A 25,670-nucleotide genomic window follows, 5' to 3' on the forward strand; every position below is an offset into this window, starting at 1 on the left:
AACTGACCGGCCGCGGCGGCGGCCGGTCACACGGGCAAGACCTGTCGGCTTACTTGTCGAGCTGCTGGGCCATCTCGAGATGGTGCTTCAGCTCCGGCAGCGTCTTGCCGGCCCATTCCTTCAGCGCCGGATCGTCGCCGCCCTCGGAATAGCGCTCGAACAGCGAGACGGCGTCCTTGTGGGCCGAAACCTGGTCGTCGACATACTGGTCGCCGAAGTCGCTGCCTTTACGGCCGTTCAGGTCGTCGAGCATGCTCTTCTGCGAGCTCGCCATCTCGGTCGGCAGCGTCGCCTTGACCTTGCCGCCCTCGACCATCGACTTCAGCTCCGAAGTGGTCTTGTTGTGCGCCTCGACCATCTGGTTGGCGAAGTCCTTGATCTTCGGGTCGACGTCCTGAGACTTCGCGGCTTCGCTGGATTGGATCTCGAACATGTCGCTGCTGGCGGCCTGCGTCACGAAGTCCTGAGTGCTCGGCGCAATGCCGAGAACCGAGTTGACGCCGGTCTTTTCGCCCACAGATTGCGCGAACGCAGGCGTCGCCAGGATCAGAGCTGCGGCTATCAGAGTGAGCTTTCTCATCGAACGTCCTCCTAAACTGCCCAGACAATGCTTCGACCGAGGACAATGTTCCGCGGCCCTGCGCGGCCCCGGGCGAAATCCGAGGGGCTCCGGCGCGCCCGTCCGCCGCAGACTTGGGCGCGGTCCTCGAGGCTGTCGTTCGAGATGACGCCTCCGCCGGTTGCTACAAGCCGATCAGCAGGATCGCTGCGGGTTCTGACCTATAATGTGAGGAGGTGCCTGGGCCTGGATCGGGCTTACTCGACCGACCGGATCGCTCGCGTGATCGCGCAGACCGGCGCGGAGATCGTCGCGCTGCAGGAGCTCGACCTCGGGCGCGCCCGCAGCGGCGGGATCGACCAGGCGGCCGAGGTCGCCGCGGCGCTCGGCATGAGCCTGTTCTTCCACCCCGCCATGACCGTTCTCGAGGAGCGTTATGGCGACGCCATCCTGTCGGCGCTGCCGATCAGGCTGGTGAAGGCCGCCGCCATATCGGACGGGCCGGCGCGATGGAGCCGAGAGCCGCGCGGCGCGCTCTGGGCGGAGGCCGAAGTCTCAGGCCGCCCGGTGCAGATCGTCACCACGCATTTCGGGCTGTGGCGTCGGGAGCGGCGCGAGCAGGCTGAGGTGATGGTCGGCCCGGACTGGCTCGGGCACCCGGCGTGCAGAGACCCGGTGGTGCTGTTGGGCGACTTCAATTCGGTGCCCACGTCCCGCGCCTACAAGCGTCTGGCTGGCAGGTTGCGTGACGTCCAGAGCGCGCGGCCGGGCGTCGACGCGCGCACCTATCCGACCCGGCGTCCCCTGCTGAGGATCGACCACATCTTCGTCAGCGAGGGGGTGGAGGTGGAGGGCCTTTGGGCGGTCCGCAGCCTGGAGGCGACGGTCGCCTCCGACCATCTGCCGCTCTGCGCCGACTTGCGCGTGGCGGTTCCGGGATGAGCCTCTCCTCCGCCTCGCCCCGCGCCGCCTGGCGGAGCGTCTGGTTGCGCTGGCAGAAGCCGATCAAGCTCGCCGGCACGGCCGCCGTGCTCGCGCTGACGGCGTATCTCCTTTGGCGGGCGCTTCGGCCCTACAGCGTGGCGGAGCTCGGCGCCGCCGTCGCGGCGATCCCGGCCGCGCGCCTCATGGCCGCCGGCGGCTTTGCGGCGGCGAGCTATTTCTGTCTGACCTTCTTCGACTATCTCGCGCTGCGCTATGTCGGCGCGCCGCTCGCCTATCGCCGAGCCGCGCTCGCGTCTTTTTGCAGCCTGTCGCTCGGTCACACATTAGGGCTCGCGGGCGTAAGCTCCGGCGCCGTCCGCTACCGGTTCTATTCGCGCTGGGGCCTGTCGGGCGAGCAGGTCGCGAAGCTCATCGTGTTCTGCGGCGTGACAGTCGCCCTCGGCCATCTCGCGCTTGCCGGCGGGGCGCTGCTGGCGGATCCAAGCCTCGGGGAGCGCGCGCTGCGGCTCGACGCGACGGCGGTCAGGGCGGTGGCGCTCGTCTGCCTCGCTCTGCCCGTGCTCTACCTCGTCGCCGCCGCTCTCGTGCGCGGCCGCCTGATCCTCTTCGGGCGCAGCGTGGCGATGCCCGCATTCCGCCTCGCGCTGGCGCAGGTCGCGGTGGCGATCGTCAACTTCGCGTGCGTCGCGGCCTGCATGTGGCAGGCGCTGGCGGCGATCTCGGACGCCGGATATCCGGAGGTCGCCGGCGCCTACGCGGCCGCGAACGCCGCGACCATGCTCACCCACGCTCCAGGCGGCCTCGGAGTGGTCGAGACCGTGGTGCAGCGGCTGCTGCCGCAAAGCGACCTGATCGGCGGGCTGCTGGTCTACCGGCTGATTTATTTCCTGGCGCCGCTCGCCATCGGCTCGGTCACGCTGCTTGTGACCGAAATCATGTTCAGGCGTCGCGCCGGCGCGTGATCCGCTGGTCCCTCCGGCGCAGCAGCCACGGCGGCTCGAACGGGCGCGCCGGGTCGAGCAGGCTGGTGCCGGGAACCGGTTTGGTGGAGCCGCGGGTCCGGATCGCGTCGAAGGAGCGAAGGCCGCGCGCGCCCGTGTTCAGGCGCTCGATGGTCTTGACCAGCGAGCCGGTCTCGGCGAACGCGGCCTCGACGGCCGCGCCGGGCACGCCGAGGTGCTCCGCGAGCAGGTGGTTTCGCAAGGAGGCCACCGCCGCACGGTCGGCCTCGTCGCGGGCCTCGAGCGCGACGTCGAGCTCCGTGTCGAGCCCGACGGAGCGGTTGTTGAGGTTGGAGGAGCCGATCCGCAGCAGCCGGTCATCCGCGATGATGAGCTTGGAGTGGATCAGGACCGAACAGTCTGTATCGCCGCCCGGCACGACCGGGTTGTAGATGCGGAACCGGCCGTGCCGGTCGGCGCGGCGCAGGCGGCGGATCATGCGGTCGCGATTGCGCCCCATGACCTGGCGCTCGATGAAGCCGTGCGACGCGAGGCTCACGATCGCGATCACCTCCGGCCCATCGGGTTCGCTGAGGCGGCGCTCCAGGACGTCGCCCACAAAGGTCGCGGCGAAATACTGCGCCTCGATGTAGATGGTCCGCTCCGCCGCCCAGAGCATGTCTTCCGTCAGCCGCGCAGCCTCATGGGCGCTCCGACCGTCGCCCCAGTCCGGCACCGTGCGGGCGATTGCGAGAGTCGTGTCGGTGAAGTGCACCCGCGCGCTTTCCGGCCAAGGCACAGGGGAGGGGGTGCAATCCGGCGTCTCGCCCGTGCCCTTCTTCCAGCGCCAGCAGGCGTGATCGGACACCGCCCGGGCCGCCTCGCCGTCAAACGCCATCTGTACGTCGTGGATCGGCCCATAGAGGCTGCCGCCGGTGGTCTTTCGCCGCGGATCGCCATGGCGATGTTCTTCGGTGTCCCAGCGATCGAGCGTGAGATCGATGCCGCCCGTGAACGCGAAGGCTCCGTCGATTGCGACAATCTTCTGGTGATGGGCGGCGTAGAGCGGGTGCGTCGTGTCGAGCCGGAGGCTGATGCGCGGGTGCTGCTGCCATTCGGTGCCGATCAGAAGCTCGGCCGGGCCGCTCGGCCCGTGGGCGACGGCGGAGCTCCAGACCAGCACCCGCACCTCGAGTTCCGGCCGCTCCTCGACGAGCTGCCGCAACAGCCGCCCCAGCGGCGGCGACTCGTCTTCGGAGACGTCGAGCCGGAGCCTGATCCGCGGATCGAAGTCCCAGCCCACGATCAGAATGGAGCGGCGGGCCGACCGCAGGGCGGTCTCCAGCGCCGCGAAATAGTCGGCGCCGTGGACCAGCACGCCGACGCGGTCCGCGACCGCGGTCTTCCAGCAGTTCCAACCCCGCTCGAAAGTTCCATCCCGCGGCGCCTCCGGGGCGCTTGCGGGAAGGGGCGGACTGTCGGCGGTCGGCTTGTCCACGTGATCCTCAGTCAGCCGACACACCGCGGTCGGGTTCACGTCGGGGTGATTGATGTGGAGCGCGCGCGTCAGCCGGCGAGAGGCAGAGTGTCGCTCAGCATCCCGCCCAGCATCACCAGGCCGAACGTGAGGATCAGCGCCGCCGCGCCCGCTTCCAGCAGCGCCAGGAGCGCGCCGCCGAAGCTCGGCCGCGCCGTCGCGATCCTGAGCGCGGTCGCTTTGGCGCCGACAGCGAGCGCGGCGATCGCCGCGACGGTCAGGGCCGTTCCGCCCGCCATCGCCAGCGTCGCGAGCACGCCCGCCCAGGCGAGCCCCTGCGCCAGCGCGAACACCAGCACGATCAGCGCGCCGGTGCAGGGCCGCAGGCCGACCGCGAGCACGGCGGCGCCGGCGCGACGCCAATCCACACGCCCCTGCACGAGCGCGGGATCCACGCCATGCTCGTGGGCGCAATCCGGACCATGGACATGGACCGGCAGCCCGCGCGCCGCGCGCAGCAGGCCGCGCCCCTTGCGCCACAGCAGGACCGCGCCGAGCGCCCCGATCGCCGCATAGCTCGCGGCCTCGAGCCAGTAGGTCGCGGCCCCCATGGCCATGCTGGTCGCGCCGACCAGCATGGTGAGCGCGCCAACGACGACAATCGCGGTCGCAGCCTGGGCGAGCGCGGCCAGCGCGGACAGCGCCACCCCGCGCCGGAAACCCTCGCCGGTCGCGACCAGATAGGACGAGATCACCGCCTTGCCGTGTCCAGGCCCCGCGGCGTGGAAGACCCCATAGGCGAAGGATAGGCCGATGAGCGACCAAAGCGCCGCAGGGTCGGTGCGGATGGCGCGGATCGCATGCGACAGCGCCTGGTAGAACAGCGACTGCTTGGCGGCGATCCAGGCGAAGAATCCGGTCGGCGCCCCAGCGCCGGGGGCGTCAGGGCGTCCGACGCCGAACGGCCCGGCCGCTCCCTGTGCCCAGGCCGGGTGGGCGGCCGCACAGAACAGCGCGGCGCCCCCGGCGATCGCAAGAAGCCGCCAAAGCAGGCCAGATCGGCTCACCGGCAGGTCACCAGCAAGGTGTTGGAGAACTGCGCGCCGAAATTCGCGCCGGGCGATAGGCCGCTGAAGAAGCTCTCGCTGAGCTTTTTCGACTGCGTCGCGTCGGGCGCTTTGGGTCGCTCCAGATCGACGCCGCAGCCGTCCGGAGCCGAGACCGTCCTGGCCGGGTTGTCCTTGGCGAACTCGAAAGCCACGAAATAGGTCGGGTCGTAGACCTCAACTCGGAACGGCTCACCCTTGGCGGGCGCGTTCTCCTTGACGGGCAGCGTGAAGTGCAGGGTCAGCAGCCCCTGCGGACCGCTCTCCAGCCAATAGTCGACGGGTTTGTCGAAGACGACGCGCTTGTCGCCGAACTTGCCGAAGGTGAAGAACTTGAACTCGGCGAGGGAGGTCACGTTCACTTCGGCTAGCGGGGCGAGCTCCTCCCGCGTCAGCTTGCCGTCGCCATTGGCGTCGAGGCCCTGCGTCGCGAAGGACGAGAACATCTCGTCGAACGTCCAGGCGTGCCGCACGGCGGTGATCTGGCCGTCGTCGCCATAGACGATCTCGCTGCGCGCCGTGACCCAGACGTGCGGGTGGGCGCTCGCCCCCGCGGCGGCCAGGCAGAAGAGCAGGGCGAGCAGGAATCGTATCGGAATCATGAGGCCTCGCCGCCTGGGAATCGGGCGGAGTTCTCGACCGGCAGTGCGGCCGAAACGCGGCGTTCAACCGGGCTCCGGAGCGTTCCGGCCCTCCTCACGAAGGTTTGGCGGCCGAGGCTGCTATCTCGTGCGCGAGCGCATGATAGAGCCCCTGCTTCATCACCAGCTTGGACGCCCCGTCCGATACGATCGCGGCGAGCATCAGCGGGATGATGAGCTCGTGATTGCCGGTCATCTCCGACACGATGACGAAGGCGGTGATCGGCGCCTGCACCACGCCGGTCAGCACGGACACCATGCCGATCAGCGCGATCGCGCCCGGCGACGCGCTTGGGAACAGCTGCGCGACGTCGGCCCCGAGGCCGGCGCCGATCGACAGCGAGGGCGCGAACACGCCGCCCGGCACGCCGCTCATCGCCGAGAAGGCGGACGCGAGGAACTTGAGCGGCGTGAACGCCCAGCCGGCCTCGTGCGGGCCGTGGATCGCAGCGCGCGCTTGTTCGTAGCCGGCGCCGAACACCGCTCCGTCCGAGGCGAGGCCGCAAAGCGCGACGCCGAGGCCGCACAGCGCGGCGAACAGCGCGGGATGCGCCTTCATCCAGCGGCCCGCGCGACCCGGGGCGCCGCAGGCGCCGAGGATCACCAGCCGCGAGAAGAGGCCGCCGGCGAGGCCGCCAACCACCGCGCACAGGAAGATCGCCGCCCAGTCGGAGCCGAGCGGCAGCCTTGCGGCCGTGAAGCCGAAATAGGCGTAGTTGCCGACAAGCGCGAGCGAGGTCAGGCCCGCCGCGATCACCGTTCCGATGATGAGGCCGCTGGTCCGCGTCTCGAAGGCTCGGCTCATCTCCTCGATGCCGAACACGATGCCGGCGAGCGGCGTGTTGAAGGCGGCGGCGACGCCGGCGGCCGAGCCCGCCAGCATGAAGCCCGGCTGTCGATACGGCGCGAAGCGGCCGATGGCGTACATAATGGACGCGCCGATCTGCACCGTCGGGCCCTCGCGCCCGCTCGACGCGCCGCAGAACAGCGCCAGCGTCACAAGCGCGATCTTGCCGAGCGCGATCCGCATGGACACGAGCGAGCGGCGAAAACCTTCGTCCTGGCTCTGCCGCGCGGCGATCACCTGCGGGATGCCGCTGCCTTGCGAGCCCGGCACGAGCCGCACGGAGGCCCAGCGCGCCAGCCAGAAGCCGCCCGGGGTGACGATCAGCGGAAGATAGGGCGAGATCGCGAAGATTTGGCGGAAGCCGTATTGCGCCCCGTCCGCGAGCTTCGCGATCAGCACCGCGGCCGCGCCCACCAGCAGGCCGCCCGAGATGAACACAAGGCGCTGCAGCCACCGCCGACCGGCTTCGCGCGAGACGTGACGAATTCGGGGCATCAGCATGACTGTCCAGATCGGGCGGCGCGAAGCCTTGACGGACGAGGGGCGGAGGCTCGCTCTCTTTAGCGGTCAGGCGGCGGCCGGCATAGAAGTTATCGGCGACCGCCGATGCGCCGCGAAGGCCGCAAAACCAGGCGCGCCGCTCCCTTGACCCCGCCGGGCGCCGTCTGTTTGATGGCCCGCCTTGCGGACGGGGGGCGCCGCGTGATGCGGCAGCATGAGTGAGCGGGCGATTTGGAGTCGGACGAGAAGACGCGAAAGGCCGCCTCGCGCGCCTATGTGAAGGCGCGGCGCTACGAGAAGAGGTTCGATTACGACAGCGCGGCGGCTTGGCACCGGCGCGCGCTCCGTCTGGGTCGCGAGAGTCCGGAAGGCTATGCGCAACTCGGCGCGTGCCTCGCGCGCCTGGAAGACCATAACGGCGCTGCAGAGGCCTATCAGCGCTCGCTCCAGGACCCGGACGCTCCGCTCGCGCGATATACGGCGCTCGCCTTGCTGCTGGTGAGGACCGGAAGGGCCGACCGCGCCGACCAGGTTTATCAGGAGGCGTGGCGGCGCTTCCCGTCCGGGGGGCTGGCGCTCGAGCTCGGCCGGGCGACGCAGGCTTCCGAGATCTTCAGCATGATGGCGGGCGACGCCGCGAAGGGCCCGGAGCTCGAGGCGCTTCGCCATGCGCTTGGCGCCCGTGACGCCCGGGAGGTCGACACGATCGGGCTGCTGGCGCGGCTTTCGGGCCGGCCGGAGCTCTCCGCCTATTTCTGGCTCTATCTGCACGCGCGGTTGTTCCGCGAGAACTTCGCCGCCGCCGCCCTGCTCGCGAAGCAGATCGCCGCCGAGCATGTCCTGGCGGCAGCCGAAGATGCGCCGCCCCAGTCCCTCGAGGAGCTTCATATCGCCGTCGCGGCGGCCTGCTATGCGGGACGCTTCGCAACGGGCCACGAGATTCTGGACCGCTTCGCCGCGGAGCAGGAGTCCGATGACAATAGAGCCGCGGTGCTCTCCGTAGGCGTGGATCTGCTTCTGAGCGAAGGCCGCGTAGACGAGGCGCGCCAGCTGTCCGCCGAGGGCGGAGAGGTCGGAGACGCGACGTTCCGAGACATGCTTCGCGGCAAGTCATGTGCGATCGTGGGACCGGCTGTGAACGGTCTCGGCTCCGGCGCGGAGATCGACGGTCACGATCTGGTCGCGCGCACCAACGCCACGGACGGGGCGCTGCTGGAGAGCAACCGCGCGATGTCCGGCGCGCGGACCGACATCGTGTTCTACAGCGCCGCCTACATCAGGACCCGGACGCGCAACATCCTGGACTACCTCGCAGCCCATCCGCCGAAGCTGATCGTGCTGCGGGGCCCGAGCACGCGGAAGCAGTTCGCCAAAAGACTGCCTGGCCAACCGAGCAGGCTGTGGACGTCGCAGGAGAGGCTCGATTTCGTAGGCCACGGCTTCGCGCTTCGACACATCCTGCATGATCTCGTGCTGCACGCCGACCAGCCCGTCTCGGTGTACAACGCTGACTTCTATCTCGGCGAGCTGCTGCACTACCCAGGATACTTCGACGAGGGGATCAATCTTTCGGTCGAATATGCCCGGCACGATGTGTTCGACGCCTTCATGTTCATGAAGCGTCTGGCTGAAAGCGGCCACATCCGATGTGACGCGGTGCTGCAAGCGATCCTCGCCGAGGACATCGCGGACTTCGCCTCACGCGTCAGCGACCGGCTTCAGAGCGGCGGGCGCGAGCGCAAGGTCGCCTGATGAAATACGGCGTCCTGACCTTCAGCTACGCGAACTTCGCAGGGTTCGCGCGAGCGATGAAGCGTAACGGCGTCTACTCGATAAACCTCGGCGACTTCATGCAGACGCTCGCGACCCGCAGCGTCTACCGGCGTTTGGGCGTGGCCGACGCAGACGTCATAGCGGTCGATCGCGACACGATCGCCGGCTATTCAGGCCCGCCGGTCGTGTTGCCGATGAACGGCTGCTTCTACGACTGGTGCTTTCCGCTGCCGGAGACCATCACGCCGCTGTTCGTGGGCTTTCAGGCGCGCGCCGGCGTGATCGACCGTTTCCACGAATATCTCGCGCGCTTTCAGCCGATCGGCTGCCGCGACGCGGCGACGGCGCGGGCGCTCAGGTCCCACGGAGTTCAGGCCTATGTCACCGGCTGCCTCACGCTGGCGCTGCCGCCCCGGGAGGCTCAGCCGGAGGAACGCAAGACGCTGGTGGTCTATGGCGCAAAGGCCGGACGGTTGCCCTCGGAACTCCTGCCGTTCGCGCCGCGGGAGCTGTTCGCCGACCTCGGCTTCGTCTCGCAGCGCAAGCATGTGCACCGCTTTCCGCTCGATGAGGCCGGACGAGCGGACGCCGAGCGCCACGCGGCCCATCTGCTGCGCACCTACCGCAAGTCGGCCTCGCTGGTGATCACGCCGCTGCACCATGCCGCAACGCCTTGCATCGCCTCCGGCGTGCCGGTGGTGATCGCCCGCGCGATTGACGATTCACGCTTCAGCTTCCTGCGGAGCCTGCTGCCAGTCTACCTGCCCGAAGATTTCGGTCGCATCGACTGGTCGCCGCGCCCGGTGGACGTCGAGCCGGTGCGGGCGCGGCTCATCGAGGAGGTTCGGCGGGGCCTCAATCGGATCGGGATGACGCCGGCGCCTCCGGCCCAGCCGATCCCCGAGAGCGGCTCTGCGGCTCTTCGCAGCGCTTAGCCATAGCCGGCGCGTCGGGCATTTGCGGCGACCCGCGCTCCAAAGCGTTCGCGCCGGGCGGCGAACGCCCGCTCGACCCCCGAATGTCCGCTGGCGGTCTCAGCCTTGCTGAAGATTCGGTGGCCTGCCGGGCTGGACGGCGCTTCCAGCGATAGAAACGCAAACAGAGCCCGCCGCTCGTCCTCGTAATGCTCGATGCGGGAGGTCCGCACCTTCTTCGGCCAGCGGTCCTGCAGGTCGAGCAGGTGCCCGGTAATCGCGTTCCAGCGGTCGAGATGCTTCAGATAGAGCGCGTCGAGGCCGGCTTCGTCGTTCTGCTCCGCCAAGGCCATCAGGGTCGGCAGCTCCCAGGCCACGATCGCGCTTTCGATCGAGGCGAGCGGCGCCCGGACGGTGTGGACGATCTTGCCGGCAGGAAACATCCGCAGCAGGTTGAGCGGTACGCGATCTGGTCCGTAGCGGATTTCCTTGAAGCCCCAGCGGGTTTTGCCTGGCGGCAGGCGCTTTGCGAACAGTTCGAGCACCAGAGCGCGCTGGGCGGCCATGAAGTCGGCTCTGCGGAAGCCGTTCATCCAGGCCATGCCCCGGCCGTCATGCTGGAGCGTCTCGATCTCCGCAGCCGAGCTCACCGGCTCCCGCGGGTAGACGTATTTTGTCAGCTGCCTGTTGGTCGCGGCTTCGCCGCCCCAGCGGAACAGGCCCGCCAGCACGCCGCTGTGCTCGCCCCAGATCCAGACGTTCCCGGTCTCGCAGAGCCTGACCTGCTGGAAGGTCGAGCCGCAGCGTCCGGCGCCGAGCAGGAAGATCGGGTCGAGCGCCAATTCCGGCTCAGCCATTCCAGGCGCCGCTCCTACTGAACATAGCTGCGCCTCGCAGCCGTGAATCACTTGCTGACGGCAGTATCGGCCAATTGATGTTCGGGTGCGACGGGTCGGCGGAGCTCTCCGCCGCCCGGAACCCGCGCAACGCCCTCCGGGTTCTCCAGCGAGGCGTCTGAAGGCGGTCTGGCGGAACACCCGACGCTCGCCCCTCGCGAAGCACGTACGAAGGACAGGACCATGGCCAAGCGGCGCTCGAACGGCGTCATCGTGATCACAGGCGCATCGAGCGGGATCGGCCAGGCGACCGCCGAGGCGTTCGCGAGGCAAGGCGCACGGCTCGTGCTGGCGGCCCGCGACGGCGTCGCGCTCGAGACGGTCGCGGCGCGCTGTCGCGCGGGAGGCGCGGCTGACGCGATCGCCGTGGCGACTGATGTCACCGACGCCGCGGCGGTCAAGGCGCTGGCGGAGCGGGCGCGAAGCTGGGGCGGACGCATCGACGTCTGGGTCAGCAATGTCGGGGTAGGGGCCGTCGGCCGCTACCACGAGACTCCAATGGAGGCGCATGCGCAGGTGATCCGCGCGAACCTCATCGGCCACATGAACGACGCCCATGTCGCGGTCCCGATCTTCCTCGAACAGGAGGACGGCGTGTTCGTGAACATGATCTCGCTCGGCGGATTTGCGGCGGCCCCCTTCGCAGCCGCCTACAGCGCAAGCAAGTTCGGGCTCCGGGGTTTTGGCGAGGCGCTGCGCGCCGAGCTCGCGGACCATCCGGACATTCACGTCTGCGATGTCTATCCGGCCTTCATCGACACGCCAGGAATTCGCCATGGCGCAAACTATGTCGGCAAAAAACTGTCGGCGCCGCCGCCGGTCTATGACGCGCGCAAGGTGGCCCGCGCGGTGGTGCGGCTCGCCGACCATCCCCGCGCCTCGACCGTGGTCGGCGCAGTGGCCCATCTCGTCCGCCTCGGCCACGCCGTCGCGCCGGATCTCAGCGGCCGCATCATGGCCCGCTTTATGGAGGAATATTTCCGCCGCGCGCGCAGGGCGCCGGTGACCGATGGCAATCTGTTCGGGCCCCCAGCGGTCGCGGGCGGCATCGATGGCGGCCTGAGAGCGTCCGCCGGAAGCCGCGCGCTCGCCGGGGCCGCGGCGGTCGCCGGCGCTGTGGCGCTCTCCGCCGTCGGAGTGGCGATCGCACTTGCGATCGCGCGCCGCAATGCCGGGCGCTGAGCCGCCGGCCCGGGTCCGCGTTCTCAGAAGCGGGAGCGCTCACGCCGCAGCGTGTCTTTCGCCGAGGAAGCGGCGCCCGTCGCGCCGCGGGCGCCAAGCCTCGAAGCGAATGGTGGGCCCGGCAGGACTCGAACCTGCAACCAGACCGTTATGAGCGCGATGCTTTGCATCGGACCGCCTCATTCTTCAACGGCATCGGTCACGCTTTCTTCTGCTTTGTTCCGGTTTTGGGCACGCGTTTCGTTGGCGTTTCGTTGGCCGGGCGGCGGCCGATCGCGGCGGCGGCGGCGGCGAGGTCGCGCTCGTCCTGGTGCGCGTAGATCCGGTTGAGCGTCGGCACGGACATGCCGAGGAAGTCCGCGGCCGGGAATTGCGGGACGCCGTTCCTGCGCAGCCACGTCGCCGCGGTGTGGCGCAGGGTGTGGGGCGTCACCTTGCCCTCGAGCCTGGCGAGCGCGACCGCGCGCGCGAACCCGGTCTTGACGCTCGCCACCGGCGCGCCGTGGTACTCGACCACATAGCCCTGCGACCTCTCGTCGGCGTCCGACAGGCGCGCCCAGCGGCGCATATGGGCGAGCAGGCGCGGCGGCAGCGGGACCGGCGGCTGACGCTTCTTCGTGGCTCTGCGACCCGCCGCAAGGCGGAAGAACACGCCGAGCTCGACGTCCACATAGGAGCGCCCGGAGGCCGCCTTGAACGAAGCCGTCGAGATCGCGCCGGCGCGGGTGCCGGTGTAGAGGCCGATCAGGATAAAGCGCGCGATGTGGCGCAGCGTGTGCTTGCGCGTCGCGCGCTTCGCGGCCGCAGGATCTCCGCGGCGCGTGGTCTGCCGCTCCCGCGCCCGCCAGCACGCCCAGAGCAGGGCCGCGGCCTCGTCGCGCGTCAGCCAGCGCTCGCGCGGCTGGCCCTTCTCCGGCAGCCAGACGTCGACGCGGCCGCGGTGCAGCCGCCTTTCCTCGTGATGGACGATCGCGGCGCGGAGATCCTCGAGGTCGCGCCTGGCGCCGCCGGGCCCGCCGCGCCGGCCGCCGGCGGCGGCCTTCTCCCGCCAGTCGGCATAGTCGCGGCAGCTGCGCACGCCGACGTCTGACAGCGGCCGGCCCGCCCAGAACGCCAGCAGGCGCTCGCACCGGCCTTCGAAGCGGCGCGCCGCGGTCGGCTCGAGCGGCGGCCGGCTGTCGATATAGACCGTCAGGACGTCTGCGACGTCGACCTCAGAGGGGTGACGTTCGAGCGGCAGCTTCTGCGGTTCGTGCTTTGCGGCGATGTGTCGCGCGAGCGCTCTTTCAGCCTCTGCAACGCGATCAGGGCCGCATCCCGTGGGATGGTGCTTTCCCCGATCGAGGATGATGAATTCGGCAGGGCGGACGCGGTCGCCCTCGCGGCGCGCGCGGCGCAGCCAGAGTCGCGCTCCCTTTGCAGTTCGCGGCATCGTTCGAACATCCTGTCGATCGCCCCGAGGGTGGTGAACTCTCGCCCGGCGATCCTGATGACATCAAGCGTACCGCGGTCGCGTTCACGCCTCAGCCCGGTGACAGTCATCCCGCCCATGGGGAAGGCCAGGCGCAGCGCGTCCGCCAGGCGCAGCGGCGTCTCGCGGCCGACCTCCGCGGGGGCCGGGGCGGTCAATCCTCTCCCCAATAGCTCATGTCGCCCTCGGCGCAGGCTTCAGGACCATCGCGCCGATAGCACTCGTCCGCCCAGTAGCTCGCCGCTGTCTGGCGGGCGTAATCTTCGACCGCCATGCCGTCGGCGAAGTGCGAGAACCCGGCCGCGGCGGTCATCCTGGTGACGAAGCGATCGCAGAATTGCTGCTGTGGCATCGCCAGGAACTCCGACTCGTCGGCAGGCGCATCGGTCACCAGTGCGCTCACGACGGCGCCTCCGGCGTTTTCGGGGCGGGCCGGGATCATCGCCGGCCTCGGGCGGCAAAGCGTTCCGTCGCCTGCTGAACGGCCATCTCGACATGCTCGACGGCCGACGCCTGGCTGAGGCCGAAACCGTCAGTGAGCGTCGCCATCGCGGCGAAGATCGCGCTCTCGACGACGACCATCATCGCGGATGATCCGCCCCCAGAATCGACGACGTCTTTGACCACGGTCATGACGAAGTGGCGCGCCAGGCGGTTGTGGCGCTCGTGCGGAGTCTCGCTCACCGTCATGGGCGGGGCTCCTCCGGCCAAGCGCCCCAGCCGTAAGCCACCTTGTCTTCTGTCGGGTGCTTGTCGGTCCGCGGGCGTGCCGCGCAATCCCAGCTGCGCCCCTTGACGGTCCACAGCTTCCGATAGCCCGCTGCTCGCACGCTCGCGCCGCTCTCCGTAGCCAGGATGTAGGTGAGCCCGCGCCGATAGCCTTTGGCGTCTGCTGCTCGTCGCGCAGCGCCATAAAGCATCGAACACGCGTTCGGGTGTGTATCTGTGCAGAGGCGCGTCACCTCGACGGTCAGGCCATCGTCGAGAGCGCGCGCGACCGGGCGGCCGACGACCGCCACGCCCACGATCACGCCGTTATCGTCATGAACAGCGTGGCGCCAGAGAGCTCCGACCGGAACGCCGTGGTGGCGATGATGTTCACGGATGAAGGCGTCTCCCTCGTCCCGCGTGATAGGACGGACGGCCAGCCCGCTCACGACCGCGTCTCCTCGGTCTGCGGAGCGGCGGGGAGGGACTCTAAGAACTGCAAGGCGCGCGGCAGTGCCTCGATGCTAGGCGGCGTGTCGGCGTGATCCCATCCGCCGCGACTGTTCTCGACCGCGACCTCGTCGAAATTGAACCTGCGAGGCGCGCCAGGATCATCACCGAGAGAGGGCCACCAATTGGCGCGGATCGAAGCTGCGGCGGCAGTATCGCCGCCCTGCTCGACGAAGCGCGCCATGTACTCGCGGCACGCCAGCAGCCCCGCCCGGAAGAAAACCTGATGCACGGGATTGTGCGTCAGCACCGCGTCCAGATCAGGCACCATGCGGCGAAGTTCGGCCAAGTCGTCGACCGTCCACCCCTCCGCAGGCGCGGGCGGCTGGGAGAGGGCGGCGTCGTAGGCCTCCATCAACTTGCGGAAGGCCCCTACAGTCACCTCGACGGCCGACGTTTCATCACCCAGGCGAACGACGCCTTGGCTCTTGCGCGTTCGTGAGAGAGACCGCGCGATATCCACGAACGGGCGAGCCGCTTCGCGCAACGCCACGTCCGGCGCGCCCGCAGGAGCCGGAGCGGAGGCGAGGGCGGCCGCGCCAAACCATCGCGCCGCCTTGGCCCGGTCCGACGTCCAGCGCCGGACATTGCCGTTCGCGGCGAACTCCACCCAGGCCGCGAGGTCGGCACGCTCTGACAAGTCGAGCCCGAGGCGCATGATCGGGGGCGACGGCGGAGGCGGGGAGGCCGCGAGCATGCCGTCCCAGAGCTCCTGAACCGACGCGAACACGGTCTCCGCCTTCGCGTGCGCCGCGAAGTGCGCTTCCTCCATCTCCGCTGTGACCTTAGTCGGAGCGAGCCGCCACCCCTCCAGCAGCCCCTCGATTTGAGCGATCTTCTCGACAGTCAGGTCAGCGCGAGCGCTCATGGCGAACCTCGACGGTGCCGTCCATGCGTCGCAGCCCGACGCCGACGTTTTGCAAGGAGAAGAAATCGAGAGCCGAGACTCCTTCGATCGTCGCTTTCCGGAGGACATCCTCCAGAACATCCATTGCCGGAACGGACTTGCCGTTCACGACGAGCTTTAGAGCGCGCCGGGTGTTCCGGCCTTGCGTCAGGGCGGTGGCCCACCGACAGTTGCCTGGCTCGTAGTCGCCGTTGGGATCGATCCGATCGAGTGAGTGGTGCGGGGACGGCCTCATTCCCATGTCGGCGATGAAGTTCTCGAACCTCAGCCACCGGTCGCACACGCGGATTCCGCGGGCGCCATATCTAGCGTACTCGCGGTTGTTCGGGTTCAGGCAGCGGTCCTTCATCCCGGTCCACGACACGTAGCCTTCGCCGCGCCGGTGCTTTGACATGCCGTGCGTGGTGAACTGTTCGCGTGGCGCGCTGCTCAGCAGGCACCCGCACGACTTCGTTTCGCCCGATCGCAGATATTCCGTCCGGACGATCTTCTCGCCGCCGCAATCGCAGACGCACTGCCAGGACCGTCCTCCTGATCCTGTCGTCGCTAAAGCCAAAGCGGTTAGCCGCCCGAAGCGACGTCCCGTTAGATCAAGCGGCCTCATCTCCGACTCCATTCTCCGGAAAGACTCTGTTTCCACCCGCTGCGCTTGGAGCCTAGGATGGGACGGGAGGCCGGCTTCATCGCGCCGGTGTGGCGATCGCGCTGGCGGTCGGACTTGCGAATCCGGCGCACGTCGTCGGCTGTCTTGCCGCCGCGGTGGCAGCACTCCTTGCCGAGAAGCTGGCCGTCGGCGATCGTCAGGGGCTTCGTCTTGTCGACGACAAGCGCCTCCGCGACAATGTGGTCGATCTCATAAGGCTTGCGGCCCAGGCGGAGGCCGCAGCCTTCGCAGCAGATCACGCCGGAGGCGTCGGTCGAGCGAAGGATGATTTCCGCCCGCTGCTTCCGGGAGAACTCGCGGCGCCGGCTCACGCCGACCTCCCGTCGCTCTGCTCAGCCGCCGGCTGCTCATCGCCCTTGAAGACGACGCCGTGCCGGGCGCCGAAGGCGGCGATCAGCTCCATCAAATCCGACATCTCCTCCTTCGAAAGATCGGAGGTCGATCGGCCAAGGTTCACGAAGCCGGTCCCGTCGATGTTCGGGACCATGCGGAGCTCGCGCTTCAGCGCGTCTAGGAAGATGAATTTCCAGTCTGAGGCCGGCAGCTTTTTGCCGTGCCATTCGATCTGCCGCGCGACTTCGGTCAGCATGGCGTGCAGCCGCGCATTTTGCGGCAGGGTGCGCTTGGCGGCCTTGATCTCGACCCTGGCGCCGAGCGGAAGCTGTCCCGCCATGCGCGCGAGGTCCGCCCTGTCCTTGTCGGACTGGATGATCAGGGTGGCGCGGCTCATCCCGCGAGCCTCGCCTCATGGCGGTCGAACGCGGCGCGGACTTCGGCCACGTCGCCCGGGAACGCGTCCTCGCTCTCCGGCGCGATCACGCACTCCCAAAGCTCGCGGAGTGTCTCGAGGTCCGCGCACTCGGCCATGCGTTGTTCGCAGTCGGCGATCCATGCACTCGGGTCGGACTGGCTCTGATCGGCCCTGTGCGGCGCCTGCGGCGTGGCAGGTTTTGCCGCGCGCTCATCGTCGGCGACCGCAGGCTGATCCGGAGATGGCGGCGCCGGCGGCGTGATCATCTGAGCCGGAGATGGCGGGACAAGCCGGGCGGCTGGAGCGCTCGCGCGCAACTCGCCGTGCTCCGCCGCATCCTCGATCTTGATCGCCTCGGCGAGTTCCGGCGACTGCGGTATGCGCTTCACAAGCCGACGGATGACCGTCTTCTTCGACATCTCGCCGTCATCGGTCGCCCAAGGTGTGGACTTGATCTTGCCGTCCTTGAACGCCTTCCACGCGTCAGAGCGATCCCGGATCGCATGGACCTGCGCGACCGTCATCGGCTCGAAGTCGGTCTCGCCATCCCGGTATTTGACGACGGCGTAATAGCCGACGAGCGCGCCCCTATCGCCGAACACGTCCGGCTTGTGGACGAGGCTCTTCTGGTCGCCTAGCACGCATTCGAAGAGGTCGTTCTCGTGGACCTCGTGGGCGTAGATCATGCTGATCTCGCCCGACTGGCGGCCGAGCTTGACCAGGCCGCGGTAGCCGATGCGGAGCTGAGGCTCGAGGCGCTTCGCTTTCCCGTTCCAGGCCAGGATTAGGTAGGCCTCTCCGAGCTGCGGATCGAGGTAGAGGCCGAGCGCGGCGGCCTTCGACACTTCCCGGAAGACCAGACGCGGGTCCTGGTTCATCAGATCGGGATTGGCCATGAGCGCGTTGACGAGGTTGCGCTCGAACCGCTCGGGCCTGACGTGCGACGGCAGCGAGGAAAACAGGTCAGCCTTGCGCTCCGGAGGAAGAACCTCCAGCCGGAAGGCCTCTAGCCGCGTCGGCTTTTCGAGGTTAGCGACGGCGTTCATCCGAGGTCTCCGAACGATTCCGCCTGCCACGCGCGGCGCGCCGCTTCGATCTCTGAGCAAGCGTCCCAATAGGCGAGGCGGACCGCATTCCGGCCTTCGCGCAGAAGGCGGACGGCGACTGCCCAAGCGATCGCGACTGGCAAAACGGTGACGATGACGAGCCGCAGGCCCGCCTTGAAAGCGAGGCTCCTCATGCCGCGCGCTCCTCAGTCCTGCGCTCGGTGCCAGGCACCTCGGCGCCGGCCTTCACGTCGCGGGAGGCGAGACGGCCGATGAGCTCGACCAGGTCGGGGTTGCGCGCGGCGACGTAGTGGCCGGCGGCGGCGGCGAAGTCGGTGACGATCACCTTCGTCTCGGTGCGGAGCGCGATGCGGGCGCCGGTGCGCCCGGCGCTGGCGTTCTTCGCGACCGCGGACTGATCCGCCTCGGCGGCGCGGCGCTCGAGCTCCGCAATCCGCGCCTTCTCCGCCTCATCGTCGGCAGCGGCGCGCCGCGCGGCTGCCTCGGCCTCCTCCCTGATGCGACGCGCCTCGGCGGCGGCCGCGCGGGCCCGCTCCTGCTCCGCGCGCTGTTGCGCGATTAGGAACGGCTCGGCGTGGCGCTTGAGCTTGGAGGACAGCGCTTTGGCGCCGTCGACGAGCGGCTTCCACTTCGCGTCGACGGCGCGGCTCGCCGCGAGGTGCGGCTCCTTCTCCGCGACGCGAGCCTTCTCCGCCTTGCTGGCGAGGTCGCCGACGCGCTTCGCCCAGATGCCCGCGAGATCGGCCGCGGCCTGATCTTCGATCGGCTTGGCGAGCAGTTCGTCCGCCATCTCGGCTTCGCCAGCGAGCTCGGCGCGGATGGCCTCGGCGGGATCACCGGACGCGCTGTTGTGGCCGATGCCGGCCTCGGAGGCCGCGGGCGGCTCGTCAGCCCATCCTTCGCCGGCGACGGCGCGGTCATAGGCATCCTTGCTGATCGGGTGGCGGCAGCACCAATTCCACGTGTCGTCGGCACGGCCCTGGACCCCATCGACCAAGCAGATCCACGATCCGTCTTCCGCCTGCCACAAGGCGACCGGACGCCAGGACGGATCGGACTTTCTCCGCGTACGGAAGAATCCGGCCTGAGGACGGCCCTCATGGATCGGTCCAAACCGCCCATCAAGAGCGTTTTGCCACCACGTGTAATCGTTGACATTCATGGCGCAGGACTCCATCGCGTCCGGCGCGCCGGACGGCGGTTTGCAGCTTGTTGCTTAGGGGTTGCCCAGATGCAGTTTTCGGGGCTGTACGGGCCGTCGTTGTCGACGCGCTCGATCGTCAGCCCAGCGGGCCGCGGGCCCATGTCCGCGAGGAAGCATTCGAATGGCGTCACGCCATCTGCGCCGTGAACCCACCGGTCACAGACCGAAATTCCGCGCGCGCCGTAGTCTTTGAAGGCCGCATTGTTCGGGTTGAGGGCCCTGTCCTTCATCGAAGACCAGATGCGGTACTCGGACGACCGCCGGCCGATACGGGCATGCCCATGTTTGAGCAGAGCGCGCGCCGCATTCTCGCGATTTAGGCAGCCGCAGCTCTGAGTCCGGCCGCGACGGACGTGATTGACGTTAATCCTCTTCACCGCTCCACAGTCGCAGCGGAAAAGGGCGTGCCGGTCGCGACCAGTCTCGTCGTCACTCAAAACGATCAGACGGCAGAACCGATGGCCGACGATAGGAGTGCGCAGGGCCATCATGAGCTCCTGCATTCGCCGACGACGCGCAGCGCCCGCGGCGGGGCCTTGGCCCGGTCGGATTTGTGGGTGCGGTCGATCGTGCCGCTCTCGGTCGGAGCGAGCTGGGGAGACGTCAGGGAGACGGCCCAGGCCGCGACGGAGGCTGCGGCGATGATCGTCGCGAGGATGAGGAGGAGGGGCTTCACGGGCACACCTCCGGGAAGCCGTCATGCGTCAGGCCGTCGAGCAGGCGGCCGGCGGCCTTCTTGCCGAGCCGCTCCAGTGTTAGGGCGGGCCCGAGCGCGTCGTCGTCGCGTGTCGGGATGCAAAGCTTGAGTTGCGGAGAGCCGGAGATCTCAAGCGTTTGAATTTCGCCGCGATAAGCGCGGCGGGCCGAGATGTCGGCCGTGAACTCGGCACCTGGTCCCCACGCTCCCCATTGCTTGAACAGGAACGGCACACCCGCCGCCGCGCACTGGTCGCGGAGGCTGCGGGCCCAGTCTGGATGCATCGGCCGCGCGCCGGGGCCGCTCTCGCCGCCGGCGACGACCCAGTCGAGCTTCGGGAAGCCTTCGATATCCGTCTCGGACCAGATGTCGAACTGCTTGCCGTTGAGACAGCTTTCCCAGCGGGTTTCGTGTCCGCCACCGTGCAGCTCAATATCTTCGCGGATGGCGTTGAGATTGATCGGCCCCAGCAGCGGCTCGGCGCTGATCCAACGCACCGCCGCCGGCGTGTCGAGCAGGACCGGGATGCGCTCGTCGGCGCGGCGCTGGTCCTCGACGCTGACGCCGAGCCAAATGTTCTTCTGGCAGATACCAGCGGAGTCGAAATAATCGAGACGGTCAGCAGCCAACTGATTAGCGTCTTCGCTGAGACTATTGGAAATAGTTTCGAGCGCATCAGATGCGCGTCCGAATTCGTTCCTTCGGCCAGCAAAGTAAGCCCGCATCCGCTCCGGCCGTTTCGTCAGCACCTGGAAGACATGCTGCGGGCAGAGCGCCATGACGGCGAAGATGCGGTCGAGCCATTCGTCCGGCACGCCCTCGGCGAACAGGTCGCCATGCGCGCAGACGAAGATCTTGCGCGGCCGGCGCCAGCGGAGCGGCTGGTCGAGCCATTCCTCGTTGAAGCGGACCTCGCCGGTCCAGACCGGGCCGGCCTTGGTGTCGCGCGTCAGGCCGGCGCGGCTCGGAAGATGCTTGTGCCGCGTCCCCGCGAGCCGCATCGCGTAGCAGTTCGTGCAGCCGGGAGAGACGACGGAGCAACCCGTGATAATGTTCCACGTGGCGTCGGTCCACTCGATCTTGGTTCCGTCAGCCATCTACGCTGCCTCTGGTCCGGAGCCGGCCGGCGCGGCGGCCATCGGCGGCCCGGCGCGCAGGAAGGCGAGCTTGTCGTCTGTCAAGCGCGGAGCCGGCGGGGCTTCCTGCAGATCGGCGACCGCGTTGATCGCCGCGGCCAGCTCGATCGCGTAGCTCCGGCTCTCGACGTTGATGCTGAAAGCCGTGTCCTTGTCGTCGCCGAAGCCGACGTAGTTCTCTCCGGCGCACTCCCACGCCGTCGCGCGGACAGGGCTGGTGGCCTGGAAGATGGGCTTGATCGCGAGATGCATGGCGTCACGCTCCGCAGGCGGCCGCGGCGGCGATCACCGCGGCGATGAAGAGGGAAAGGGCGAGGGCTTCGGTGAGCGCGCGGGCGAGGGGCATCAGCGCGCCTCGGCTTTCGCAAGCGCGGCCAGCGTCGCCTCGTAGTCCGCCAGCGCCTTGTCGAGCGCCGGGCCAGTGACGTCCTGAGCCTGAAGATGTCCGAGGTGCGAGCTGACGTAGCCGGAGGCGATCTTCAGGGCGTCCACGAACGGCGCGAGCAGTTCCTCGCGGGCGATTTGGGCGCGGAGCTCCCGAGCGTGTATCTGTGCCTGATAGCCCTCGCTCTCGCGCCGAGCCGCCTGCGCCTTGAGGTCGTCAGCCGCCTTGAAGTGGCGGCTCTCCTCGCGCTCGTATTCCGCGATCTTGCGGGTGCGCTCCTCGGGACTCATGCCGCCGCCTCGCAGCCGAGCGCAAAGTGGCGCTGCGTGGCCCGGCGCGCGAAGCTGGCGCGCTCCAGCGCCAAGCACGGCGACGCCGACGGCATCCCGCACGCCTCGCGCACCAGCTCGTCGTAGAGGTTCAGCTCGAAGTGGCGGGGGTTGCCCGTGACCCGGTCGTAGGACTGCAGGTCGAGCAGCGCGAGCAGACGAGCGTCGCGGTCGAGCAGATCGGCCGCGGTCCGGTTGAAATCGACCAGCCACTCCGAGGCGCCCGACGCCTTGTAGCTGGCGATCCGCTCGCGAAGCTTGGCCGCGGACGGACCCTCGGCCAACCGGCGAGCGGCCAGTTCCCGGCACTGCTCGTCGATCTGCAGGACCACCGCCACCGTCCGGGCGTGAAGCCCCGAGACGTTGATCGGCGGGAAATCGGTGGAAGGCATTTGCGGAGGCTCCATGGCCAGCGGCTATGGAGGTGAGAATACCGAATTGGTATCTCATGTCAATGCCAGTTTGGTATCTTATGCCGAGGACGGCTCCCGCGCTTGCGACTCGACTCTGCGCGGAAAGCGAGTCAACTATGAGAACGGAAAGAGAACATTAAGGGATGGACGGCCATGGCGCAGAGGATCGCCGCGCGTTTCAAGCTGCACCTTCGGTGCGAGAACTGCCTGAAGGAGAGCACGCAGACGTTCGATATCCCGGACGTGATCGATGCGCCGACGACCGTCGCCGATTTGCTCGAAAGCGGCGCCTTGGAGCATCAGCCGTACGCGTGCCGGGAGTGCGACAGCGCCATCGGCGTGCTGATCGGCGTGACAACTTCCAAGCCGGGTCATGAGCCGGACCAGCCACCACGCTCAGGAGGTAGGACGGTCTACGTCGTACAGGGCTTCCGTCGCGACAGGACCGGCCGGCTTGCCGCGGATACGATGATTTCTGCCACCAGCGAAGCGGCAGCGCGTCGTTGCGCGCAGCGGTACGAACAGGCCGGCGGCGGCGCCATCGCAACCTCGCAGGTGACCTATCCAGAGACCGGGGATGTCGATCCGCCGGTCGTTCTGGTGCAGTGCGGACCCGTCCTCAGGCAGGCCTTAAACCGTCTCACAGATGCGGCCTAGCCGTGGACCATGATGGCGCTGGAGGCAGCTAGGATCTTAGGCAGCCAGAGGATGTGGCTGTCCGCCCAACGGGCCCGTAGTACGGGCGGCCTCGATGACACGCGTTGCCTCTTCTGTGGGATCGCGTACCACGTCTATGACAACGTTCGGGAAAGCCCCGCCACAATCTGGACGCTGCAGCACGAGGGCAAGCATTGCTGTAGTCAGGGCTTCTTCGAAAGCAGCCTTCAAATCAGGTCTATTGCACGCGCACCACGCGAGCGCCGACTGTAGTTCTAAATTCTGTATCGGCCTAGGGTTCTCAAAAGCGTGCGGGTCCGCTTTAAGCAAGCGAGAAATTACATAAATTGCCTGCTCGCTATGAATGATTTCAGAAACTTCTTTTACAAACTTCAACATTGATAGAGGCGTCGCGTCGTCATCAAGGCGACGCAGCGCGCTGTAATGCGCCCTCAGCGCATCAATGGATGCGGACAGCTCTTGATCTCTGCCGAGTTGTTTCGCACGTCGGGATATTGAGGCCAATACGACAGCCGCGGAAGCGATGAGTAGTGAAAGGCCAGCGGCAAGAGTGGCTCCTTCCATCATTCGTCTCCCGGTTCACCAAATAGGTCAGGCTCTTCGGCCCGCGACTTCTTTTCGATGCGAAGCTGGATCCTCTTCAGGAGGGGCCGCCCTTCGCTGCGTTGAAGGTGGTCGAGCTTTGCACGCTTCTCATTACGCAACCATGTGGCCTTTCGTTCCTGCGCCAGGAAGGCACCTCCCACACACAGAAAGGCAAGACCGACTACAGCAAAGGGATCGGCTCCCGCCGCAAGCGCAATCATGCCAAGCCCGCCTACCAGACACGTTATCACAGGTACAGGGCCCTGATGGGCGACCGACTGGATAGCGTCCCTAACGGCCTCGGCCAGCTCCTTCACGAAAGCGGCACCTCGTTTGTGATCCGACGAACGAGCGCTAGCACCCGCACCGTAAGGCCGTTATCGGCCTTCGGGTCGCGAGCGATCACGATCGGCTTGTGTTTGGGATTGATCGACCGTGGGCAGAACTCGATCCGATCGTCGTAAAGCTCGACCTGCTTAACGGACCATTCGCGCAGGTGACCGCCGTCGCGCTCTTGCTCGACGACAACGACCATTCCGTCGCGGAGAGGAACGCGTCCTTCGAGGTCGTCGAAGTCGACGCAGATCACGCGGTCGCCCGGCATGATCGGCCTGGGCTTCAGGTCGTTCATGGAGTCGCCTTCGACGTCGAAGGCGAGCTGCCGGGCGTTCGGGAACTTGGCGTCTCGCGGCTCGAAGATCGTGACGCGCTCGAATTCGACGAACTCGTTTGCCTCGCGAAAAGCGCCGGCCTCGGCGACGCCGGACACGCTGACCGGGACCAAATCGCTGGACGTGCGAACCAATTCCGATTGCCCAGCTTCGCTGAACAGGAGGTCTTTGGCGCTGCGATTGAGGAACGGCGCGAGCCGTTCAGCCCACTGCTTAGTGAACTCGCGCTCACCCGCCTCAAGGCGACGTATCTGGGGCTGGCTCGTCCCCGCCAAGTCGGCGAGACGGCTCTGCGTCAGCCCCGCGGCCTCTCTCGCATCGCGTAAAGCACTCATACCAAAATGGTAATCGGCCCGGGCGATGCGGTCTAAGTCCATAATGGCATAATGCGCTTGCCGAGAGAATACCAAGTTGGTATCTTCTCCCCATGACCCTTGCTCAGTACCTCGCCGAACACCGTCTCTCGCACGCCGCCTTCGCGGTGATGATCGGGACCTCGCAGGCTGCGGTCTCCCGCTATGCGCTGCACAGGCGGATGCCGCGGCGAGAGCACCTGCAAAAGATCATTGAGGCGACGGGCGGAGCAGTTACCCCGAACGACTTCATGAAGCCGGCCGAGGCCGCAGCGGCGGCGCAGCCCGAGGCTGCAGCGTGAGCGCCCTCTGGCTCCTTCTCCCGGCAGCCGTTCTACTGTTCGTCGCCTGGGCGCATCGCGAGCTTTCGGCGATGGATGCCGATGTGGACGGCGCCTCGTGATCCCGCGCGCGCAGCTCATAGCCGAGCGGCGGATGCTGGCGGGGTTCCTGCCGCCGTCGACGTTCCCGGAGTGGCCGGACTTCACGCTGAAGTCGCGGAAGAACGCGGCGCGCCGGCGCGCGCAGGGGCTGATCGACAGCCACTCCGACCCGGTTGTCGTCGGCAACCTCGCTGGCCTGCACTTCACCTCGATCTACCAGATCAAGAGACTTCAGCCCCCGGCCGCTTCCGCTCGCGAGGCCGCCGGATGATCAGCGCCCGATCCATTTCGATCTCGGCCGGCCCGCGCCTTCGCAGAGGCCCGGTCTCCGGCTTCCTCCCGGTCGTTTCCTTCCGGCCGACACTTGCCGGCGCGTCGCATTCTCCCTCGCGGCGCCCGGCGCTTTCTCTCACCACGCGAGCCAGCATCAAGTCTGCCACGACCGCCGATGCTGCCTCGCTCAAGCTGATCCAGTTCGTCCCGATCGCCTCCATCCAGAAGTCCTCCGCGCTGGCCCAGAGATCAGCATGGAAGGACTTCCGAGGTGTCGGAGAAATTCACCGAGAACGCGGAGGATCGCACCGTGAGCGGGTGTGAGATCGCCGCAAGCTACTTCGAGAGGATCGCAGGTCCGCAGCCGATCGGCGCGACCTTCAAGTCTGCGATCAACCTCATCGTCACCGAGATCGCGCGCGCGACCGGCTACGAAATCAAGCACTCGCGGGTCGAAGACATCTGGCGCGGCGAAGCCCGTCGGATCGACTGGCGCGAGATGGACGCCATCCGCGACACCGCGAAAGCGAAGGAATCCCGTGATGCCCGATACCTCGCGGACCTCGCCGAGGTGCATGCGCGCCTGGCTGCTCTTGAGGAGATGGCTCTCGGAGCGGCGGCGGGACGACCTGCGGGACCGCGCCATGCGGAAAGCGAAGCGCTGGACGTGGTGGAGCGAGTTCTGGGCGGGGGCGCGTGACGA

35 protein-coding genes are annotated in these 25,670 nt (G+C 67.9%); 9 read left to right on the forward strand and 26 right to left on the reverse strand.

Translation table 11 applies throughout. The annotated features are described in order from the left end of the window. Positions 1 to 49: 49 nt before the first annotated feature. On the reverse strand, positions 50 to 580 hold the full coding sequence (locus tag VM780_RS02275; RefSeq protein ID WP_325444692.1) for a DUF4142 domain-containing protein: 531 nt from the start codon (positions 578 to 580) through the stop codon (positions 50 to 52). Positions 581 to 724: 144 nt separating this feature from the next. Between VM780_RS02275 and VM780_RS02280 the strand changes: the two genes are divergently transcribed. Beyond that, positions 725 to 1,501 (forward strand): endonuclease/exonuclease/phosphatase family protein, encoded by a 777-nt coding sequence (locus VM780_RS02280; protein WP_325444694.1) that lies wholly within the window; start codon positions 725 to 727, stop codon positions 1,499 to 1,501. Continuing rightward, positions 1,498 to 2,466: a UPF0104 family protein gene (locus tag VM780_RS02285; RefSeq protein ID WP_325444696.1), complete on the forward strand. Its 969-nt coding sequence runs from the start codon at positions 1,498 to 1,500 to the stop codon at positions 2,464 to 2,466. The genes VM780_RS02280 and VM780_RS02285 overlap by 4 nt, the downstream gene beginning before the upstream one ends. Here VM780_RS02285 and VM780_RS02290 read toward each other — a convergent pair. From VM780_RS02290 to VM780_RS02305, 4 genes are all read right to left on the reverse strand, one after another. Continuing rightward, positions 2,444 to 3,943 (reverse strand): phospholipase D-like domain-containing protein, encoded by a 1,500-nt coding sequence (locus VM780_RS02290; protein ID WP_325444698.1) that lies wholly within the window; start codon positions 3,941 to 3,943, stop codon positions 2,444 to 2,446. The genes VM780_RS02285 and VM780_RS02290 overlap by 23 nt on opposite strands. Before the next feature lie 68 nt (positions 3,944 to 4,011). After that, complete coding sequence (locus VM780_RS02295; protein WP_325444700.1) at positions 4,012 to 4,989, reverse strand: nickel/cobalt transporter; 978 nt, start codon at positions 4,987 to 4,989, stop codon at positions 4,012 to 4,014. Further along, on the reverse strand, positions 4,986 to 5,630 hold the full coding sequence (locus tag VM780_RS02300) for a DUF1007 family protein (protein ID WP_325444702.1): 645 nt from the start codon (positions 5,628 to 5,630) through the stop codon (positions 4,986 to 4,988). The genes VM780_RS02295 and VM780_RS02300 overlap by 4 nt, the downstream gene beginning before the upstream one ends. A gap of 94 nt (positions 5,631 to 5,724) precedes the next feature. After that, positions 5,725 to 7,011 (reverse strand): chloride channel protein, encoded by a 1,287-nt coding sequence (locus VM780_RS02305; RefSeq protein WP_325444704.1) that lies wholly within the window; start codon positions 7,009 to 7,011, stop codon positions 5,725 to 5,727. A gap of 237 nt (positions 7,012 to 7,248) precedes the next feature. Here VM780_RS02305 and VM780_RS02310 point away from each other — a divergent pair, with 237 nt between their 5' ends. Both VM780_RS02310 and VM780_RS02315 read left to right on the forward strand, forming a co-directional pair. Beyond that, on the forward strand, positions 7,249 to 8,769 hold the full coding sequence (locus tag VM780_RS02310; protein WP_325444706.1) for a hypothetical protein: 1,521 nt from the start codon (positions 7,249 to 7,251) through the stop codon (positions 8,767 to 8,769). Continuing rightward, positions 8,769 to 9,725, forward strand: coding sequence for a polysaccharide pyruvyl transferase family protein (locus tag VM780_RS02315; protein ID WP_325444708.1), 957 nt, complete (start codon positions 8,769 to 8,771; stop codon positions 9,723 to 9,725). Before VM780_RS02310 ends, VM780_RS02315 begins: the two co-directional genes overlap by 1 nt. On the opposite strand, the gene VM780_RS02320 is transcribed toward VM780_RS02315, so the two are convergent. Next, positions 9,722 to 10,561 carry a hypothetical protein gene (locus tag VM780_RS02320; protein ID WP_325444710.1) on the reverse strand — a complete coding sequence of 280 codons (840 nt, stop codon included), beginning with the start codon at positions 10,559 to 10,561 and terminating at the stop codon, positions 9,722 to 9,724. The two genes, VM780_RS02315 and VM780_RS02320, sit on opposite strands and share 4 nt — an antisense overlap. A 222-nt stretch (positions 10,562 to 10,783) precedes the next feature. Between VM780_RS02320 and VM780_RS02325 the strand changes: the two genes are divergently transcribed. Next, positions 10,784 to 11,782, forward strand: a complete 999-nt coding sequence (locus VM780_RS02325) for an SDR family oxidoreductase (RefSeq protein WP_325444712.1) — start codon at positions 10,784 to 10,786, stop codon at positions 11,780 to 11,782. 199 nt (positions 11,783 to 11,981) lie between these two features. Here VM780_RS02325 and VM780_RS02330 read toward each other — a convergent pair whose 3' ends face one another. From VM780_RS02330 to VM780_RS02410, 17 genes are all read right to left on the reverse strand, one after another. Continuing rightward, complete coding sequence (locus VM780_RS02330) at positions 11,982 to 13,214, reverse strand: tyrosine-type recombinase/integrase (RefSeq protein WP_325444714.1); 1,233 nt, start codon at positions 13,212 to 13,214, stop codon at positions 11,982 to 11,984. 193 nt (positions 13,215 to 13,407) lie between these two features. Beyond that, the gene (locus VM780_RS02335; RefSeq protein ID WP_325444716.1) at positions 13,408 to 13,695 is read right to left on the reverse strand and encodes a hypothetical protein; all 288 of its coding nucleotides are present in this window, start codon (positions 13,693 to 13,695) and stop codon (positions 13,408 to 13,410) included. Continuing rightward, positions 13,692 to 13,943, reverse strand: coding sequence for a hypothetical protein (locus VM780_RS02340; protein ID WP_325444718.1), 252 nt, complete (start codon positions 13,941 to 13,943; stop codon positions 13,692 to 13,694). The genes VM780_RS02335 and VM780_RS02340 overlap by 4 nt, the downstream gene beginning before the upstream one ends. Continuing rightward, positions 13,940 to 14,410, reverse strand: a complete 471-nt coding sequence (locus VM780_RS02345) for an XF1762 family protein (protein WP_325444720.1) — start codon at positions 14,408 to 14,410, stop codon at positions 13,940 to 13,942. The genes VM780_RS02340 and VM780_RS02345 overlap by 4 nt, the downstream gene beginning before the upstream one ends. Further along, complete coding sequence (locus VM780_RS02350) at positions 14,407 to 15,339, reverse strand: hypothetical protein (protein ID WP_325444722.1); 933 nt, start codon at positions 15,337 to 15,339, stop codon at positions 14,407 to 14,409. The genes VM780_RS02345 and VM780_RS02350 overlap by 4 nt, the downstream gene beginning before the upstream one ends. Beyond that, positions 15,323 to 15,982, reverse strand: coding sequence for a hypothetical protein (locus VM780_RS02355; protein ID WP_325444724.1), 660 nt, complete (start codon positions 15,980 to 15,982; stop codon positions 15,323 to 15,325). The genes VM780_RS02350 and VM780_RS02355 overlap by 17 nt, the downstream gene beginning before the upstream one ends. Further along, positions 15,979 to 16,353, reverse strand: a complete 375-nt coding sequence (locus VM780_RS02360) for a hypothetical protein (protein ID WP_325444726.1) — start codon at positions 16,351 to 16,353, stop codon at positions 15,979 to 15,981. Before VM780_RS02360 ends, VM780_RS02355 begins: the two co-directional genes overlap by 4 nt. Further along, on the reverse strand, positions 16,350 to 16,772 hold the full coding sequence (locus VM780_RS02365) for a recombination protein NinB (protein ID WP_325444728.1): 423 nt from the start codon (positions 16,770 to 16,772) through the stop codon (positions 16,350 to 16,352). Before VM780_RS02365 ends, VM780_RS02360 begins: the two co-directional genes overlap by 4 nt. Further along, positions 16,769 to 17,839, reverse strand: a complete 1,071-nt coding sequence (locus tag VM780_RS02370; protein ID WP_325444730.1) for a recombinase RecT — start codon at positions 17,837 to 17,839, stop codon at positions 16,769 to 16,771. The genes VM780_RS02365 and VM780_RS02370 overlap by 4 nt, the downstream gene beginning before the upstream one ends. Beyond that, positions 17,836 to 18,033 (reverse strand): hypothetical protein, encoded by a 198-nt coding sequence (locus VM780_RS02375; protein ID WP_325444732.1) that lies wholly within the window; start codon positions 18,031 to 18,033, stop codon positions 17,836 to 17,838. Before VM780_RS02375 ends, VM780_RS02370 begins: the two co-directional genes overlap by 4 nt. Then, a complete protein-coding gene (locus tag VM780_RS02380; protein WP_325444734.1) occupies positions 18,030 to 18,857 on the reverse strand; it encodes a hypothetical protein in 828 nt (275 codons plus the stop codon). The genes VM780_RS02375 and VM780_RS02380 overlap by 4 nt, the downstream gene beginning before the upstream one ends. A gap of 161 nt (positions 18,858 to 19,018) precedes the next feature. Next, positions 19,019 to 19,552, reverse strand: coding sequence for a hypothetical protein (locus VM780_RS02385; protein WP_325444736.1), 534 nt, complete (start codon positions 19,550 to 19,552; stop codon positions 19,019 to 19,021). Then, positions 19,552 to 19,740 (reverse strand): hypothetical protein, encoded by a 189-nt coding sequence (locus tag VM780_RS02390; protein ID WP_325444738.1) that lies wholly within the window; start codon positions 19,738 to 19,740, stop codon positions 19,552 to 19,554. Before VM780_RS02390 ends, VM780_RS02385 begins: the two co-directional genes overlap by 1 nt. Further along, entirely contained in the window at positions 19,737 to 20,858 is a 1,122-nt protein-coding gene (locus VM780_RS02395; RefSeq protein WP_325444740.1) for a phage Gp37/Gp68 family protein, read from the reverse strand. Before VM780_RS02395 ends, VM780_RS02390 begins: the two co-directional genes overlap by 4 nt. After that, positions 20,859 to 21,149 carry a hypothetical protein gene (locus VM780_RS02400; RefSeq protein WP_325444742.1) on the reverse strand — a complete coding sequence of 97 codons (291 nt, stop codon included), beginning with the start codon at positions 21,147 to 21,149 and terminating at the stop codon, positions 20,859 to 20,861. A 93-nt stretch (positions 21,150 to 21,242) separates the two neighbouring features. Continuing rightward, positions 21,243 to 21,572, reverse strand: coding sequence for a hypothetical protein (locus VM780_RS02405; protein ID WP_325444744.1), 330 nt, complete (start codon positions 21,570 to 21,572; stop codon positions 21,243 to 21,245). After that, entirely contained in the window at positions 21,569 to 22,003 is a 435-nt protein-coding gene (locus tag VM780_RS02410; protein ID WP_325444746.1) for a hypothetical protein, read from the reverse strand. Before VM780_RS02410 ends, VM780_RS02405 begins: the two co-directional genes overlap by 4 nt. Before the next feature lie 174 nt (positions 22,004 to 22,177). Between VM780_RS02410 and VM780_RS02415 the strand changes: the two genes are divergently transcribed. Next, a complete protein-coding gene (locus tag VM780_RS02415; RefSeq protein ID WP_325444748.1) occupies positions 22,178 to 22,681 on the forward strand; it encodes a hypothetical protein in 504 nt (167 codons plus the stop codon). Between the two features lie 36 nt (positions 22,682 to 22,717). Here VM780_RS02415 and VM780_RS02420 read toward each other — a convergent pair whose 3' ends face one another. From VM780_RS02420 to VM780_RS02430, 3 genes are all read right to left on the reverse strand, one after another. After that, on the reverse strand, positions 22,718 to 23,269 hold the full coding sequence (locus VM780_RS02420; protein ID WP_325444750.1) for a hypothetical protein: 552 nt from the start codon (positions 23,267 to 23,269) through the stop codon (positions 22,718 to 22,720). Then, positions 23,266 to 23,508, reverse strand: coding sequence for a hypothetical protein (locus tag VM780_RS02425; RefSeq protein WP_325444752.1), 243 nt, complete (start codon positions 23,506 to 23,508; stop codon positions 23,266 to 23,268). Before VM780_RS02425 ends, VM780_RS02420 begins: the two co-directional genes overlap by 4 nt. Positions 23,509 to 23,600: 92 nt before the next feature. Next, the gene (locus VM780_RS02430; RefSeq protein WP_325444754.1) at positions 23,601 to 24,335 is read right to left on the reverse strand and encodes a helix-turn-helix domain-containing protein; all 735 of its coding nucleotides are present in this window, start codon (positions 24,333 to 24,335) and stop codon (positions 23,601 to 23,603) included. Between the two features lie 50 nt (positions 24,336 to 24,385). Between VM780_RS02430 and VM780_RS02435 the strand changes: the two genes are divergently transcribed. The 3 genes from VM780_RS02435 (at position 24,386) to VM780_RS02445 (ending at position 25,667) form a co-directional block, all read left to right on the forward strand. Then, a complete protein-coding gene (locus VM780_RS02435) occupies positions 24,386 to 24,613 on the forward strand; it encodes a helix-turn-helix transcriptional regulator (protein WP_325444756.1) in 228 nt (75 codons plus the stop codon). 97 nt (positions 24,614 to 24,710) lie between these two features. Next, on the forward strand, positions 24,711 to 24,965 hold the full coding sequence (locus tag VM780_RS02440) for a hypothetical protein (protein ID WP_325444758.1): 255 nt from the start codon (positions 24,711 to 24,713) through the stop codon (positions 24,963 to 24,965). A 273-nt stretch (positions 24,966 to 25,238) separates the two neighbouring features. Continuing rightward, positions 25,239 to 25,667, forward strand: coding sequence for a hypothetical protein (locus VM780_RS02445; protein ID WP_325444760.1), 429 nt, complete (start codon positions 25,239 to 25,241; stop codon positions 25,665 to 25,667). Positions 25,668 to 25,670 lie beyond the last annotated feature (3 nt).

This window comes from Hansschlegelia sp. (genome assembly GCF_035538955.1).
In the GTDB taxonomy this organism is placed as follows: domain Bacteria; phylum Pseudomonadota; class Alphaproteobacteria; order Rhizobiales; family Methylopilaceae; genus Methylopila.

What these genes read in the sequence shown, in the direction of transcription:
- VM780_RS02410 (WP_325444746.1), bottom strand. Translation starts at nt 22,003, where the DNA reads ATGCCTTCCACCGATTTCCCGCCGATCAACGTCTCGGGGCTTCACGCC.
- VM780_RS02375 (WP_325444732.1), bottom strand. Translation starts at nt 18,033, where the DNA reads ATGAGGAGCCTCGCTTTCAAGGCGGGCCTGCGGCTCGTCATCGTCACC.
- VM780_RS02305 (WP_325444704.1), bottom strand. Translation starts at nt 7,011, where the DNA reads ATGCCCCGAATTCGTCACGTCTCGCGCGAAGCCGGTCGGCGGTGGCTG.
- VM780_RS02280 (WP_325444694.1), top strand. Translation starts at nt 725, where the DNA reads ATGACGCCTCCGCCGGTTGCTACAAGCCGATCAGCAGGATCGCTGCGG.
- VM780_RS02330 (WP_325444714.1), bottom strand. Translation starts at nt 13,214, where the DNA reads ATGCCGCGAACTGCAAAGGGAGCGCGACTCTGGCTGCGCCGCGCGCGC.
- VM780_RS02300 (WP_325444702.1), bottom strand. Translation starts at nt 5,630, where the DNA reads ATGATTCCGATACGATTCCTGCTCGCCCTGCTCTTCTGCCTGGCCGCC.
- VM780_RS02385 (WP_325444736.1), bottom strand. Translation starts at nt 19,552, where the DNA reads ATGGCCCTGCGCACTCCTATCGTCGGCCATCGGTTCTGCCGTCTGATC.
- VM780_RS02370 (WP_325444730.1), bottom strand. Translation starts at nt 17,839, where the DNA reads ATGAACGCCGTCGCTAACCTCGAAAAGCCGACGCGGCTAGAGGCCTTC.
- VM780_RS02355 (WP_325444724.1), bottom strand. Translation starts at nt 15,982, where the DNA reads ATGAGGCCGCTTGATCTAACGGGACGTCGCTTCGGGCGGCTAACCGCT.
- VM780_RS02395 (WP_325444740.1), bottom strand. Translation starts at nt 20,858, where the DNA reads ATGGCTGACGGAACCAAGATCGAGTGGACCGACGCCACGTGGAACATT.
- VM780_RS02425 (WP_325444752.1), bottom strand. Translation starts at nt 23,508, where the DNA reads ATGATTGCGCTTGCGGCGGGAGCCGATCCCTTTGCTGTAGTCGGTCTT.
- VM780_RS02435 (WP_325444756.1), top strand. Translation starts at nt 24,386, where the DNA reads ATGACCCTTGCTCAGTACCTCGCCGAACACCGTCTCTCGCACGCCGCC.
- VM780_RS02275 (WP_325444692.1), bottom strand. Translation starts at nt 580, where the DNA reads ATGAGAAAGCTCACTCTGATAGCCGCAGCTCTGATCCTGGCGACGCCT.
- VM780_RS02285 (WP_325444696.1), top strand. Translation starts at nt 1,498, where the DNA reads ATGAGCCTCTCCTCCGCCTCGCCCCGCGCCGCCTGGCGGAGCGTCTGG.
- VM780_RS02430 (WP_325444754.1), bottom strand. Translation starts at nt 24,335, where the DNA reads ATGGACTTAGACCGCATCGCCCGGGCCGATTACCATTTTGGTATGAGT.
- VM780_RS02335 (WP_325444716.1), bottom strand. Translation starts at nt 13,695, where the DNA reads ATGATCCCGGCCCGCCCCGAAAACGCCGGAGGCGCCGTCGTGAGCGCA.
- VM780_RS02315 (WP_325444708.1), top strand. Translation starts at nt 8,769, where the DNA reads ATGAAATACGGCGTCCTGACCTTCAGCTACGCGAACTTCGCAGGGTTC.
- VM780_RS02405 (WP_325444744.1), bottom strand. Translation starts at nt 21,572, where the DNA reads ATGAGTCCCGAGGAGCGCACCCGCAAGATCGCGGAATACGAGCGCGAG.
- VM780_RS02320 (WP_325444710.1), bottom strand. Translation starts at nt 10,561, where the DNA reads ATGGCTGAGCCGGAATTGGCGCTCGACCCGATCTTCCTGCTCGGCGCC.
- VM780_RS02340 (WP_325444718.1), bottom strand. Translation starts at nt 13,943, where the DNA reads ATGACGGTGAGCGAGACTCCGCACGAGCGCCACAACCGCCTGGCGCGC.
- VM780_RS02400 (WP_325444742.1), bottom strand. Translation starts at nt 21,149, where the DNA reads ATGCATCTCGCGATCAAGCCCATCTTCCAGGCCACCAGCCCTGTCCGC.
- VM780_RS02415 (WP_325444748.1), top strand. Translation starts at nt 22,178, where the DNA reads ATGGCGCAGAGGATCGCCGCGCGTTTCAAGCTGCACCTTCGGTGCGAG.
- VM780_RS02365 (WP_325444728.1), bottom strand. Translation starts at nt 16,772, where the DNA reads ATGAGCCGCGCCACCCTGATCATCCAGTCCGACAAGGACAGGGCGGAC.
- VM780_RS02325 (WP_325444712.1), top strand. Translation starts at nt 10,784, where the DNA reads ATGGCCAAGCGGCGCTCGAACGGCGTCATCGTGATCACAGGCGCATCG.
- VM780_RS02350 (WP_325444722.1), bottom strand. Translation starts at nt 15,339, where the DNA reads ATGAGCGCTCGCGCTGACCTGACTGTCGAGAAGATCGCTCAAATCGAG.
- VM780_RS02420 (WP_325444750.1), bottom strand. Translation starts at nt 23,269, where the DNA reads ATGATGGAAGGAGCCACTCTTGCCGCTGGCCTTTCACTACTCATCGCT.